Below are 14,548 nucleotides of genomic sequence, written 5' to 3'. Positions count from 1 at the left end.
GATACTTGATTTTTATTTCATAATATCCATTCGGAAGTGCGATCGCCCAAATCTAAGGGAATACTAACCGCTTTACCCAATCGAGGACGTTCTTTAGTTTGGGCAATAAAAGTTTGTACTTGTATTGTTCCTCCCAAAGCATGGAGATAATTAGCAATACCGTCAATATGCTCTTGGTACTCAGGCTCGCTTAAAGGGAATGAGGCTTGTTCAACATATTTCCACATGACTTGTAGAAATACCTTCCCCTGTGTCCGACGAAACTGGACATCATAGGAGTATCCCCACTTATCAATCAACAGTTGACGTAATTCCTTTCCTGTCATATCAATTCAAAATTTGGGATTTGGGATTTGGGATTTGCAATACTCATGCTGTGGCTGTTGAATCTCTGGGAAACATCACAGCTTATTCCCCTATGGGATTCAGAGGTTTTCTAAATTAGATTTTACATTTAGTTATGATGTTAAGTTCCGTAACTCCAGTATGATAAGGATATAAAGAAATGTAATGCTAACAGAAAAGATGCTAGACAGGTCTTGCAACAAAGAAGTGTGGCATCCCTGGGGGCGTTAGCATTTCAACTCAGGCAAGAATTGCTTAAGTAGTAGTAAACTTGTCAAACTGTTAAAAAAATTACACAATTGCGCGTAGATTATGGCTCAATTTTCTGAATCAGCAGACGTTCCTGATATGGGTCGTCGTCAATTCATGAACCTGCTCACTTTTGGAACTGTGACAGGGGTGGCTCTGGGAGCATTATATCCCGTAGTCAACTACTTTATTCCCCCTGCCAGTGGTGGCGCTGGTGGTGGTACAACAGCAAAAGATGAATTGGGTAACAGCGTTAAAGTTAGTCAATTTCTTTCTAGCCATAATGTAGGCGATCGCACTCTAGTTCAAGGACTCAAAGGCGACCCCACTTATATTGTCGTAGAAAGCAAAGAAGCGATCGCGGATTATGGTATCAACGCCATCTGTACTCACCTGGGTTGTGTCGTTCCCTGGAACGTAGCTGAGAACAAGTTTAAATGCCCTTGTCATGGTTCCCAGTACGACGCAACTGGTAAAGTTGTTCGGGGGCCTGCACCTCTATCTTTGGCTTTGGCTCACACCACAGTTAATGACGACCAAATCGTTTTGACCCCTTGGACAGAAACCGACTTCCGCACCAAAGAAGCTCCTTGGTGGTCTTAAACAGTACCGAGTACCGAGTACCGAGTGCTGAGTATTGAGTATTGAGTGCTGAGTATTGAGTATTGAGTATTGAGTGTTGAGTGTTGAGTATTGAGTATTGAGTGTTGAGTATTGAGTATTGAGTGTTGAGTGTTGAGTTATTAGTCTGAAAGTCAACAGTCCAGAATTTTTAATCAACTCTTGACCAATCACCAATCACCAATCACCAATCACCAATCACCAATCACCAATCACCAATGACCGATGGATGACCAACGACCACTGACAAATGACTTTATAGAGATGAGAAACGCCTGTACACCTGCAAGGTTAACTTGCATTGCTAAAGCAATGGTAAACTCATTGCTGATAGCGATCGCCACCCTAACCTTTTTCTTCACCAGCGATCTAGCCCTACCCCAAACCGCTGCTGCTTATCCCTTCTGGGCGCAAGCCGCCTATCCTGAAACTCCCCGTGAACCTACAGGGCGGATCGTTTGCGCTAACTGTCACCTAGCCGCAAAAAATACAGAAATAGAAGTACCCCAATCGGTATTACCTGACACCGTATTTAAAGCGATCGTCAAAATTCCCTACGATACCAGCGTCCAGCAAGTAGGTGCTGATGGTTCTAAAGTCGGCTTAAATGTCGGTGCTGTATTAATGTTGCCTCAAGGCTTCAAAATTGCACCTGAAGACCGTATTTCTGAAGAACTAAAGGAAGAAGTAGGCGATGTTTACTTCCAACCCTACGGTGAAGAAAAAGACAATATTGTCATCGTTGGACCATTACCCGGCGAACAATATCAAGAAATTGTCTTCCCTGTTCTTTCTCCTAACCCCGCAACTGACAAGAGTATCAACTTCGGTAAATATTCCGTTCATGTCGGTGGAAACCGGGGACGCGGACAAATTTACCCCACTGGTGAAAAGAGCAATAATAACGTTTACAACGCTTCCACTGCTGGCACAATTAGCAAGATTGCCAAAGAAGAAGATGAAGACGGTAACGTTAAGTATGTAATCAGCATCAAACCTGAATCTGGTGAAGTTGTTAACGATCTAGTTCCCGCAGGTCCAGACCTGATTGTTTCTGAAGGACAAACAGTTGCATCTGGTGATGCTTTGACCAGCAACCCCAATGTGGGTGGTTTCGGTCAAAAAGATGCAGAAATAGTGCTACAAGACAGTTCTAGAGTCACCTGGTTAGTAGCTTTCATCTGTTTGGTGATGTTAGCACAAGTAATGTTGGTACTGAAGAAGAAGCAGGTAGAAAAAGTCCAAGCTGCTGAGATGAATTTCTAAACTTCTTTGCTAAATAATTGATTCTCAGACAGGAATTATACCTGTCTTTTTTTGTCTTTTTTTGTGGATAGGAGGGAACAGTGTGGAATCCCCCACCAATATCATCGGTTAGCACACCTTATGAACAGTTTGCAAATTTTGTTTATATTTGTTATATTTATTTACATAGAGAAACACAAGTTAAAACACGAGGTTTAAAGATGACTATCTTAATTGCATTATTTGTTGTCGGTTGGGTAGCTGTTTCAGTTGTTGGTTCTTTGGCCTACTTCATGGGTGAACAAAGTAAGCCTATCCATGAACGTAACTGGCGTTCTGAATCTTTTGAACAATTGGCAAAATCTATTACAGGTATGGAAATAGATTACAGCGATCGCACTCCAGCTTATGTGATGGATGCTTACACCAGCCGCACTTTACCTCAATAGCAGTAAAGGCCAGTTGATCAAATGTCCATAAAAATCACCCTCAGTTTCGTAACTGGGGGTTTTGTTGTGATTAGTTTTTTAAATCTGATTTTTACTAAAAAAGTGATTTGTCAAGTTTTTTCGCAATAAGCTACTTTATTCTCAATATTTTTGAGAATGATGTCAATAATTTGACGAGTTTTGGTTTTTTCAGCCATTGATATTGACACCTAGATTTTTTCGGCTATATTAAGAATATAATTTGCTTAATCTATTTGCTATTTGCTCCACTTATATTTCGTGAAGGTAAATTAACAAGATTAGTGCTGAAGTATGTATGGACATGGCAACCACCTTTCAGCTAACCCTAATTAAATACTGCCAAACCTTTTGAAAGACAGGAGTGCCATCTGATTGCCTTGGCGTTGTTCCATCTGTAGCAACACTACCATGGTACTTACCTTGGCGAGAAGGAATCAAAGCAGTTATCAACCGATGAGAATAATTGTAGGGTGGTTGTTGTCCATCTACATTTACAGCAGATCCATAATTCGCCATACCCAATAACTCCCACGCCTTTTGAATTCTCGCATACCCTGGATCTTTGATGTGGGCAAAGCCGTAATATCGTTCTGGTGGTGTTTGTCCAGGAGCCGCCAGCCAAGAAGCTATTTGTCCTGAAACCACACTTGAAACCACACTGTAGTCAGCGGGAGCAGCCAGCATAATTACTCTGGCAACTCGATGTTGCTTACCTAGCATGGCTGCATGCCCTCCTCCTTGAGAATGGCCTGACACGACAACCAGATCCCATTTGATCATATCCTTATTGAAATACTGACTCCACCCTTGCTGGGGATACTGCTGATTTAAATATTGCAACAGCTTTAGCATTCGATTTTCAATCGAGTTAGCAGGACTGATATTTACTAAAGGCGAGTAATCTTTTCCCTCAATAATTTCCTGGCGCACTTTAGCATAACAGTCTGGAGCAGAGTTTTTACGGCACAATCTATCTACTGTCCAAGAGTTAGGATAATTGAGGTTAATAGCGTGATAGCCCTGTTTTGCTGCAAATTGGGTAATCAACTTCTGCCTGCTTGGGTTACCAAATGAGCCTGGAAAAAAAACAAACAATTTGTTGCGTAAGTTGGCTGATTGATCAATAACCACATAGTGTGGGTCTAGCCAATCATTAATAGCAGGATCGGTTGATAGTGGTGCTACCTCAAATCCAGTGGAAACCTTTTGAATTTCGGAAGCTTGCTGATTCTGTTGCTCTTGACTGTTGCGTTTACGGTTTTGCTGATCACGCTGCAACAAAATGGCTTGAGAATCTGGTTGAATAGCATTACTATTTCCAGCGTCACGTAAATCAACGCAAGCAATACCGAATGTAATAACACTGAGCATTAAAAGCCCAAAGACTGTACTTTGAATTCGCTGCATTACATTCGCCCCTCAATTATTAATAAATGAATCTTAAGTAATCGGACAAAAATACTTACACATTAGATTTCAGGCTCAATAAAGGTTGTAGGTTAAATTTTGTGTAATTAATTTTGTCTTACTACTTAATTACAGCACTTTGCACGACTGACTGGTACAGTAGCAGCTGATCAGGATTCACAAAATTGAAGATGTTTTTGATGATCTTGATTCATCCTCAAATCCTGTAAATCCTAATTCTCACAGAGACTACACTGGTCGGTAAGAGCGATAATTGATGTTGGGGAAAATATTATCCATTAACTCGACTTTTTCCAACCAACCGCTATCAACTTTACCTACTTTCACATCTTCATATAGTTTATTAAACCGCATTAAGTGCGATCGCGTTCTTCTCACCGCATAAGGAACCATTGTTCCCGTCCGCATAATAAACGCCCAGTCAGAAGATTGTGCTAATAATAACTCTCTTGCCGCTTGGTTTAACGCCTTCCATTGTAACTCATCCTCTGGTTCTAGCTGGGAAATTTCAATCATCCGCTCCGCAGCTTTATGTAAATGTGGGTAAACCCACGCGTTTGTTTCATTTAACCAATACTCGTGAAAACCCTTGTAACCCCAACTAGACTGAGCCGGACGACAGACTTGTTGTGTAGGGTTATCCCGCAAATAATCAGCCAAATGAGTCATGTCATAAGTTCCTTGGTCATACCATGATTTGCGGAACAGGTAATCAATAAACCAAGGACCTTCATACCACCAGTGACCAAATAATTCCGCATCATAGGGAGAGACAATAATTGGTGGCCGACCCATGATCCCGTGTAAATGCTCCGATTGTCTTTCACGATTATACATGAAGTTAGCAGCGTGATCTGCTGCTTTTTCCCTTGCCCAGTAAGGATCATAAAGTGCCTTATCAGAAAGACCTAAACCGCGTCCGGTAATTTTATGATACTTAATCCCCGTATTTTTCCGCTGACCATTGGGCATAATGTAAGGCTTAATATATTCATATTCAGCTTCCCAGCCCAAATCTTTATAAAATTCCCGATATTCAGCCGCACCAGGATAACCCACCTCAGAAGACCAAACTTGTTGAGACGATTCATGGTCTCGACCAAAAGCCGCTACACCAGGTTCTGTAAAAATTGGCGCATAAGTGCCAAAACGGGGACGGGGACGAGCGTATAAGATACCATGTCCATCAGTCAGAAAATAGCGTAAACCAGCATCCGCCAGCATTCGCTCTAACCCTTCATAATAAGCACACTCGGGCAACCAAATACCTCTAGGTGCTTGGCCAAAAGTTTCTTCGTAGTGTTCACAAGCTACTTTAATTTGCGACCACACAGCCTGGGGATACATTTTCATCAGCGGTAAATACCCGTGAGTAGCACCGCAAGTAATAATTTCCAGATTATTAGTATCTTGGAAACCTTTAAAAGCCGTTACTAAGTCACCATTGTATTTTTCCCAAACTTCACGGGCTTCATTGAACTCAGTGGCGTAATGTTCAGCTAAATAAAGCATATGCCCATTTTGGACATTTCGCTCGGCTTCCAGTTCTATCAGTTCTTCTAGTTGGGATAGATGTGCATCGTAGCGTTCTTGCAACAGAGGATCACGAAGCATAGACACCAGCGGAGGTGTCATACTCATGGTGATTTTAAAGTCGATGCCGTCTCGCTTTAAGCCTTCAAATACTTTCAATAAAGGGATATATGTTTCTGTAATGGCTTCATACAGCCATTCTTCCTCCAGCACATAGTCACTTTCTGGGTGACGAACGAAGGGTAAATGTGCATGAAGTACAAGTGCGACGTAGCCTATAGCCATAATAGTTCTGGGTTGGTTTGTAAATTGAAGGTCGAGAGTTGGGCAGAAATTAAGAATATTTTAAGATGATATCGGTATCGTGAAGGAAGTTTTATCAGTCAGGCTTCACAAGTGTTGTCAAAATAAAAAATCTAGTAGCAGATAGTTATCATGAATGCATCCAAAGTAATTATACTTACTTCTATTATTTTTAAACTCATTTTGAATACCACAATATGTTTTCTTTGACAAGTATTTAGATCACTGAATATAACAGCATTCCTTTAGGTTAAAAGATTTTCGATTAATTTAATAAATACATAAAGTTTATATAAACTATAAGCAACAACAGAGTGTTACTCTTTGTTAAGAACATTAACTAAATCTAAAAATTTACTCATAAACCACCACACAAAATTAGAGAACTTAATGTTTTGTTACATTAATAGTGACGGTAATAGTAAATATGCTATCCAGCCGACTGGTTGGCAAAGATGATCCTGTTAACTTTCAAACATCGGTTCATCTAAGTAATTTTGTTGAATCTTTTGCAAAAAAAAGACCTGTTCAAATCAATTTTTGCCAAGAACAGAACTTTTTTTATTCCATTGTCAGAAATACAAATAATCAGAATAAGGCCAGTTGAAATGACTCCACAAAGCATACTACCAACCCCAGAAATCACAGATAAACTATTAGTAGATTCAGAAAAAGTTGTTAGTCAAACAGAAACAGACACCATTAAACTGACCCATGGGGAAAAATATCTCACATCACAGTGGTACAAAGGTTCAGGGGAAATAGCACACAAAAAAGATGGTCGTTCTTTTGAGGTTGAAGCAACTTTTACTCTCAAGTCAGAAGTAAAAGTAGTAGAAGGAGTTTTTCAGCCAGGAAATGAGATTTTAGCTAACATATATAATAGTCGTGGTCGTTGTGTAGCAGTGATTGACCAGACAGTAAATGAATTGTATGGTGATCAAGTTCGTGAATATTTTAATGCTCATGAAATACCATTAGAAATGATGGCTTTTCGGGCTTGGGAAACAGATAAAACCCCAGAAACAGTCCATCGTATTTTAGGGTTTTTAGGAAAAGATGGTTGTGATGTTTCTCGCAATGAACCTGTATTAATTATTGGTGGTGGTGTTCTTAGCGATGTTGCTGGTTTAGCTTGTTCCTTGCAACACCGTCGCACCCCTTACATTATGGTGGGAACAACAGTAGTTGCAGCTATTGACGCAGGTCCATCACCTCGTACCTGCACCAACGGGAAACAATTCAAAAATAGTATTGGTGCTTATCATCCACCTGTATTAACTTTAGTTGATCGGAGCTTTTTCCGTACTTTAGCTACTGGACATATTCGTAACGGAATGGCAGAAATTATTAAAATGGCCATTACCGATGACATTGTTTTATTTGAGTTGTTGGAAAAATACGGACCTCGGTTAGTAGAAACTCACTTTGCAACTTTGGATGCAGATGAAGAGTTAGCAGAAATTGCGGATGAGATTATTTATCGCGCATTGTTTTCTTATATGAAACATGAGGGAACGAATATGTTTGAAACATATCAAGACCGTCCCCATGCTTATGGACATACCTGGAGTCCAAGGTTTGAACCTGCGGTGAAAATGATGCACGGCCACGCAGTGACCACAGGGATGGCCTTTGGTGCAACTTTAGCAGTAGAAATGAATTGGTTAAAATCAGAAGATCGCGATCGCATTATCGCATTATGTCAGTCTTTGGGTTTAACAGTTTTTCATCCCATTCTGGAAGATATGGATGTGATGATAGAAGGTCAAAAAAATATGCGTCGTAAGCGGGGAGATGGTGGACTATGGGCCCCCGTTCCTAGAGATGGTATTGGTAATTGTGACTATATTCAAGAAGTTCCACCCGAATTACTTCAAGCTGCTGTAGAAGCACATAAAACCGTATGTAACACATTACCAAATCACGGTGCAGGAATTGAAATGTATCTTAGTGATTTAGGTTTGCAATAGGAGTTTTAGATAATAACAATGACTGAAACATTAGTGAAAACAATTACTCCTAGACCAGTTACTCCCTTGGGTATTTTAGTTGAGGAATTAGAAACAACTCTGAAAATAGCCAAGCAAGAAAATATCTCTTCTCAACTTGCAGCTTCTCTCCAAAAAGTCTATGAATTAGCAGCGGGAATTGATCCTTATTTGGATGAACACACAACAAATGAATCTCCAGAATTAGCAGCTTTAGCACAAAAAACTGCTGCTGAAGATTGGAGTCAGAGATTTTCTGATGGGGAAACAGTCCGTCAGTTAGAACAAGAAATGCTTTCTGGACACATTGAAGGACAAACTTTAAAAATGTTTGTGTCCATGACCAAAGCTAAACGCATTCTAGAAATAGGAATGTTTACTGGATATTCTGCTTTAGCAATGGCAGAAGCATTACCCGCAGATGGTAATATTATCGCTTGTGAAGTAGATGATTATGTTGCGGAGTTTGCCAAAAAATGTTTTCAAATTTCTCCCCACGGTAGTAAAATCACCGTTAAAATTGCTCCTGCTTTAGAAACACTCAAAGAATTAGCAGCAGCAGGAGAAACTTTTGATTTAGTCTTTATTGACGCTGACAAAAAAGAGTATGTTGATTATTTCAATATACTTTTAGAAAGCAGTCTTTTAGCAGAAGAGGGATTTATTTGTGTTGACAATACCCTCTTGCAAGGACAACCTTATTTATCTCCAGAAAAAAGAACAGCTAACGGAGAAGCAATAGCTAATTTCAATCGCTTTGTTGCGGAAGATGCACGAGTTGAACAAGTTATTTTACCCTTACGAGATGGTCTAACAATCATCAAACGTAAATAACAAAAAAATTGTAGGTTGGGTTAAGCGACAGCGCAACCCAACACCCTACAAACATTACACAATGTTGGTTTTTATTCAGTCTTACTACACAATTATGAATTCGATTATTTTCCTAACAGTTCAGCTAATAAAATTGTCGGTTGGGTTAAACGATATCGCAATCTAAATAAAGTTTCAACAAACATTACACAACACAATGTTGGGTTTCCTTACGTCAACCCAACCTACATAATTCTAATTTCCATAAACTTATGAATTTGATTATTTCTCTATTTAAAACTCTGGGAACACTGCTTTTACTTTTCTTGGTCTTTCCCATTAATTTGATTATTGTCCTCATTTCCTTAATTATTAATTTCATTACCCTTCCCTTCCAGAAACAAGTAACTTGTGAAAATCCCAAAAACATCCTCTTAACAGGAGGAAAAATGACCAAATCTTTACAACTAGCGCGTTCTTTTCATCGTGCTGGACATAAAGTATTTATGGTAGAAAGTCATAAATATTGGTTGTCAGGACATCAATTTTCTAATGCAGTGACAAAATTCTTCACAGTACCTGCACCAGAAAAAGATCCAGAAGGCTATTTTCAAGGATTATTAAATATAGTCAAACAAGAAAGTATAGATGTATTTATTCCCGTTTCTAGTCCCGTAGCAAGTTATTATGATTCCTTAGCAAAACCAATCTTATCTCCGCATTGTGAAGTATTTCACTTTGATGCTGAGATAACCAAAATATTAGATGATAAATTTAGTTTGTGTGAACAAGCAAGGGTTTTAGGTTTAACAGCACCAAAGGCATTTTTTATTAATTCCCCAGAAGAAATTATCAACTTTGATTTTTCACAGGAACAAAATCCCTATATACTAAAAAGCATTAAATATGATTCTGTAACTAGGTTAGATATGACAAAATTACCATTTACAGGAATGGAAGATTATGTCAAAAACTTACCAATTAGTGAAGAAAGACCTTGGATAATGCAGGAATTTATTACCGGACAGGAATATTGTACCCACAGCACGGTTAGAAATGGAGAAATTCGTTTACATTGCTGTTCTCAATCTTCTCCTTTTCAAATTAATTATGAACAGGTTGATAACCCAGAAATATTTAAATGGGTGCAGCATTTTGTGAAATCATTAAATTTAACTGGACAAATTTCTTTTGACTTTATGCAAACCGCAGATGGTAAAGTTTACCCGATAGAATGTAACCCTCGCACTCACACCGCAATTACTATGTTTTACAATCATCCGGGGTTAGCAGATGCTTATTTAAAAGATAGTGAAAATCAAACCCATATAGAACCTTTACCAACAAGTAAACCAACTTATTGGTTATATCATGAACTATGGAGATTGACAGGAATTAGGTCTTTTAATGATTTAATAAATTGGGTGAATAAAGTTATTAAAGGTAAAGATGCAATGTTAGAAAAAGATGATCCTTTACCATTTTTGATGGTTCATCATTGGCAAATTACCTTATTGTTACTGCAAAATCTTGGAAAATTAAAAGGTTGGGTAAAAATAGATTTCAATATTGGTAAATTGGTGGAAATTGGTGGTGACTAAATAACTCGTAATTTCAAAATTTCTGAAATTTGGAACTTCTAAAAAACCATGTCAAAACTTGATATTCTTTATTTAACTGGTTCTGCTGAAAGTGATTTTTACTGTAATTTATCACGTCTTTATGCTCAAGATTCTTTAACAGCAATAGAAAAATCAAACTATAATATTCACATTGCATATATCACACCCGATCATCAGTGGAGATTTCCCACTTCCCTCAGTCCTGAAAATATTGCAGCTAGTAAACCTATGTCCTTACCTGATGCTATGGGATTGGTGATAACAAAAAACATTGATGTGGTGTTACCACAAATGTTTTGTATTCCAGGGATGACCCATTTCCGCGCTTTATTCGATTTGCTGAATATTCCCTATATAGGTAATACCCCAGAAGTGATGGCTATAACAGCGAATAAAGCGAAAGCTAAAGCCATTGTAGCCTCAGCAGGGGTAAAAGTTCCTTACGGTGAGGTTTTACGTCTTGGAGACATTCCCACTATTAAACCTCCAGCAGTTGTTAAACCTGTAAGTTCAGATAATTCTTTAGGAGTGACATTAGTAAAAGACATCAAAGAATATGATGCAGCTTTAAAAAATGCGTTTGAATATGCAGAAGAAGTGATAGTAGAAGAATATATAGAACTTGGTCGAGAAGTTAGATGTGGAATAATTGTTAAAAATGGGGAGTTGGTCAGTTTACCCCTAGAAGAATATTTAGTAGACTCAAAAACTAAACCCGTGCGGGATTATGCTGATAAACTAAAATTAGGAAATGATGGCAACTTATTTTTAACAGCCAAAGATAATATTAAAGCATGGATTGTAGATACTAATGATCCTATTACCCAAAAAGTGCAGGAAGTAGCTAAAAAATGTCATCAAGCTTTAGGATGTCGTCATTATAGTTTATTTGATTTTCGCATTGATCCAAATGGAGAACCTTATTTTTTAGAAGCTGGTTTATATTGTTCTTTTGCACCTAAAAGTGTAATTTCATCTATGTCCAAAGCAGCGGGAATTTCTCTCAATGAGTTGTTAGAAATTGCTATTAATGCAACTTTGTCCAATAAAAAAGCTTTTAGGACTTACGCACTGTACGAATCTGCCATGATGTGAATGAACGAAATTGCGTCGTTTTCGCCTTTGGGAATCACTTATTGAGTAAGGTGCGTCAGATAGAGAGAATCTGTTTTTTGTGAAAATATCGTGTCTGACGCACCCTACAAGAAATATAATTCATATTACATATTTGAGGAATCTTGTCAATGCGTAAGTCCTAGCTTTGTAAAATTGATTTTGAATTTGTCAATCTTCACTTTCTCGATATAACTCCTGTAAATCCTGTAATTGAGTTTTACGAGAAATACGGCGATATTTTTTACTTTCTAGTTTAGGTTCATATTGATTTTGACCTTTACCTTTACTCATTAACTTTAATGTAGATTCAGGATCGGTTTGTTGTTTTAAGTAAGTTTGATGTATGGTAGCATCTGCCAAAAATTCTAAATAATGTGCATATCTTTCCCAGTCATCACCAACAACACAATCTGGTTCATCTCGATGCGAACAATCACTAAAACGACAACTAGCAACTTCTAATCTTTTTCTGGCTTCTGGGAAATAATAAATTAATTCTTCTGGACTACAATTTAAATCAGGTTGATTAAAACCAGGAGTATCAGCCAATAAACCACCTTTAGGCATTTCAAATAATTCTACATGACGGGTGGTATGGCGACCACGGGCTAACTTCCCGGAAACTTCCCCAACCCGTAGGTTAATATCAGGAATCATGAGATTAATTAAGCTGGATTTTCCCACACCGGAAGGACCAGCAATCACAGTAATTTTATTATTTAAATATTCAGAAATTTGATTAATATTGATTTGATTTTGAACACTGATAAAAATTGGTTGATAACCCCAATTAAATAAGCGATCGCTAATTTCTTGTTTTTCCTCTGGGGAAACTAAATCACATTTATTCAAACACAGCAATACATCCACACCTGTAGACTCAGCCTTAATTAAAAATCGGCTCAATTGCACAGGTTCTAAAGGTGGGTCAGCGACCGCAAAAACCAAGAGAATTTGGTTAACATTAGCGATCGCAGGTCTGTCTAACTCACTATTGCGGGGGAGAACATCAGCGATCGCACCTCGTCCCCCACTCCAATCAGGTTCTTCCACAATTACGCGATCGCCCACCATCACCTGTTGGCCGATTTTTTTCAACCGAGTCCTGCGGGTACAGAGGAGAATGGGGACTGGGGAAGAAGGTGATAGTTGACAGGGAACAGGTGACAGTGAAGAAGAACTTTCTATAGTTTCTAACTCCTGACTCCTGACTCCCTCATCCAACTGCACCCGATAAAAATTAGCCTGTACAGCTAACACCGTACCCAGTAACTGTCCATTAGTAGAAACAGTATCCCCTTTCATACGGTAGTTGACGGACGGCGTACCAACAAGGAAAAATAGCCAGAGCAGTCCGTAATTTTTTCCACCTGATAACCTGCCATAGTCAAGCTATCAGGAACCTGTTCAATTGGTTCTCCAGCATCTAACCAGACTTCCAATAAACCTCCATTTGTCATTTGTTCCAAACGAAGTTTTGTCCGCACAAAATTTATGGGACAAGGAGTACCACGCAAATCTAGTTGAACATCAGGAGTTAACAAGGAAAATACACTCATGACTTAAACAGATTTTCAAAAAATCCACCACCTTTACCAGTCCTGTCTCCCTTAATTTTAGCCAGTTTTTCCAGAAGTTCTCTTTCCTCTGGAGTGACTTTAGTGGGAATATCAATCAACACTGTTAGCATATGGTCGCCACGACTTACAGGATTTCCCAACCGAGGTACACCACGATTTTCCAACTTCATTACTGTATTCGGCTGAGTTCCCGGTGGAATAATTAACTCCACCAGACCATCGACTGTATCCACTTCTAAACGACAACCTAAAATTGCTTGTAGGTAGCTGAGTTTAATTTCCGAAAGCACGTTAATCCCATCGCGCTGAAATTCCTCATCCTCATTTACAAACAAGTAAACATACAAATCTCCAGGTGGACCACCTCGTTGACCAGAATCACCTTCTTGAGAGATCCGCAAGCGTGTACCATTATCCACCCCAGCGGGAATAGTGATTTTCAGCTTTTTCGTGACCTGATTTGCGCCTTTACCGTCACAAGCATCACATTTATCTTCAACTACTGCCCCTGTACCATTACAAGTTGGACAAGTAGAAACTTGGGTAAAACTCCCAAAAGGAGTTCTAGTTACCCGTCGCACCTGACCAGAACCGCTACACGTTGCACAAGTCCGGGGACGAGTTCCTGGTTTAGCACCAGAACCGCTACAGACCTCACAAGTTTCTAGATGAGAAATGCGGATTTCTTTTTCGCCACCAAATACCGCTTCCCGAAAATCTAACTTCAGGTCTAGCCGTAAATCATCACCCCGTGCAGGTCCACTACGCCGTCTTTGCTGTTGGGTTGGTCCACCCATGCCTCCACCAGCAAAGCCACTGAAAATGCTTTCAAAGATATCGGCAAAACCGCCCATATCCCCCATATCTTGGAAGCCAGCACCAGCAGCAGCAGCACCAGACACCCCAGCTTCACCAAAACGGTTATAACGCTCACGGGTTTCTGGTTCAGACAGCACTTCATAAGCGCGGTTGATTTCTTTAAACCTTTCTTCCGCGCCCGGTTCTTTGTTCACATCTGGGTGATACTTCCGGGCTTGACGGCGATAAGCCTGTTTAATTTCTTCTTTGTCGGCATCACGAGAGACACCTAGAATTTCATAATAGTCGCGGGCCATAGAACAAGGGTAAAAGTTAGAAGTAAGAAATCAGAAGTAGCGTTGGCAGAAGGTAAATGGCTAGAGACAACACTTAATTTTTGTTAATAATTGATTTTACCTTTTACCTTTAACAAA

Annotated in this window: 13 protein-coding genes; 7 read left to right on the top strand and 6 right to left on the bottom strand. The window is 39.2% G+C overall.

The window, feature by feature from the left end; all coding sequences use genetic code 11:
* Positions 1 to 17: 17 nt before the first annotated feature.
* Positions 18 to 326, bottom strand: a complete 309-nt coding sequence (locus tag ANA7108_RS0104005; protein WP_016949479.1) for a DUF3067 family protein — start codon at positions 324 to 326, stop codon at positions 18 to 20.
* A gap of 331 nt (positions 327 to 657) precedes the next feature.
* Here ANA7108_RS0104005 and petC point away from each other — a divergent pair, with 331 nt between their 5' ends.
* The 3 genes from petC (at position 658) to ANA7108_RS0103990 (ending at position 2,909) form a co-directional block, all read left to right on the top strand.
* Positions 658 to 1,197, top strand: coding sequence for a cytochrome b6-f complex iron-sulfur subunit (gene petC / locus ANA7108_RS0104000; RefSeq protein ID WP_016949478.1), 540 nt, complete (start codon positions 658 to 660; stop codon positions 1,195 to 1,197).
* Between the two features lie 282 nt (positions 1,198 to 1,479).
* Complete coding sequence (gene petA, locus ANA7108_RS0103995; protein WP_026103975.1) at positions 1,480 to 2,481, top strand: cytochrome f; 1,002 nt, start codon at positions 1,480 to 1,482, stop codon at positions 2,479 to 2,481.
* 200 nt (positions 2,482 to 2,681) lie between these two features.
* Entirely contained in the window at positions 2,682 to 2,909 is a 228-nt protein-coding gene (locus tag ANA7108_RS0103990) for a photosystem II protein, Psb35-related (protein WP_026103974.1), read from the top strand.
* 336 nt (positions 2,910 to 3,245) lie between these two features.
* Here ANA7108_RS0103990 and ANA7108_RS28100 read toward each other — a convergent pair whose 3' ends face one another.
* Positions 3,246 to 4,337: a hypothetical protein gene (locus ANA7108_RS28100; protein ID WP_016949475.1), complete on the bottom strand. Its 1,092-nt coding sequence runs from the start codon at positions 4,335 to 4,337 to the stop codon at positions 3,246 to 3,248.
* A gap of 249 nt (positions 4,338 to 4,586) precedes the next feature.
* Complete coding sequence (locus ANA7108_RS0103975; RefSeq protein WP_016949474.1) at positions 4,587 to 6,176, bottom strand: glycoside hydrolase family 57 protein; 1,590 nt, start codon at positions 6,174 to 6,176, stop codon at positions 4,587 to 4,589.
* A 626-nt stretch (positions 6,177 to 6,802) separates the two neighbouring features.
* On the opposite strand from ANA7108_RS0103975, the gene ANA7108_RS0103965 reads away from it, so the two are divergent.
* From ANA7108_RS0103965 to ANA7108_RS0103950, 4 genes are all read left to right on the top strand, one after another.
* Positions 6,803 to 8,167 (top strand): sedoheptulose 7-phosphate cyclase, encoded by a 1,365-nt coding sequence (locus ANA7108_RS0103965; protein ID WP_016949472.1) that lies wholly within the window; start codon positions 6,803 to 6,805, stop codon positions 8,165 to 8,167.
* Positions 8,168 to 8,185: 18 nt separating this feature from the next.
* Positions 8,186 to 9,019 (top strand): O-methyltransferase, encoded by an 834-nt coding sequence (locus ANA7108_RS0103960; protein ID WP_016949471.1) that lies wholly within the window; start codon positions 8,186 to 8,188, stop codon positions 9,017 to 9,019.
* A 251-nt stretch (positions 9,020 to 9,270) separates the two neighbouring features.
* Positions 9,271 to 10,599, top strand: a complete 1,329-nt coding sequence (locus tag ANA7108_RS0103955) for an ATP-grasp domain-containing protein (RefSeq protein ID WP_016949470.1) — start codon at positions 9,271 to 9,273, stop codon at positions 10,597 to 10,599.
* Positions 10,600 to 10,647: 48 nt separating this feature from the next.
* Positions 10,648 to 11,715, top strand: coding sequence for a hypothetical protein (locus tag ANA7108_RS0103950; RefSeq protein ID WP_016949469.1), 1,068 nt, complete (start codon positions 10,648 to 10,650; stop codon positions 11,713 to 11,715).
* A 189-nt stretch (positions 11,716 to 11,904) separates the two neighbouring features.
* Here ANA7108_RS0103950 and rsgA read toward each other — a convergent pair whose 3' ends face one another.
* Genes rsgA through dnaJ form a run of 3 tightly spaced genes read right to left on the bottom strand, consistent with a single transcriptional unit; the run spans position 11,905 to position 14,431 of the window.
* Positions 11,905 to 13,041, bottom strand: coding sequence for a small ribosomal subunit biogenesis GTPase RsgA (gene rsgA / locus ANA7108_RS0103945; protein WP_016949468.1), 1,137 nt, complete (start codon positions 13,039 to 13,041; stop codon positions 11,905 to 11,907).
* Entirely contained in the window at positions 13,038 to 13,295 is a 258-nt protein-coding gene (locus ANA7108_RS0103940) for a sulfurtransferase TusA family protein (RefSeq protein WP_016949467.1), read from the bottom strand. Before ANA7108_RS0103940 ends, rsgA begins: the two co-directional genes overlap by 4 nt.
* Complete coding sequence (dnaJ, locus tag ANA7108_RS0103935) at positions 13,292 to 14,431, bottom strand: molecular chaperone DnaJ (protein WP_016949466.1); 1,140 nt, start codon at positions 14,429 to 14,431, stop codon at positions 13,292 to 13,294. The genes ANA7108_RS0103940 and dnaJ overlap by 4 nt, the downstream gene beginning before the upstream one ends.
* Positions 14,432 to 14,548 lie beyond the last annotated feature (117 nt).

Origin of the sequence: Anabaena sp. PCC 7108, from assembly GCF_000332135.1 — a bacterium.
Lineage (GTDB): Bacteria > Cyanobacteriota > Cyanobacteriia > Cyanobacteriales > Nostocaceae > Anabaena.
Note: the sequence above shows the minus strand (reverse complement) of the source record. Positions and strands in the feature narration are given on the sequence as shown.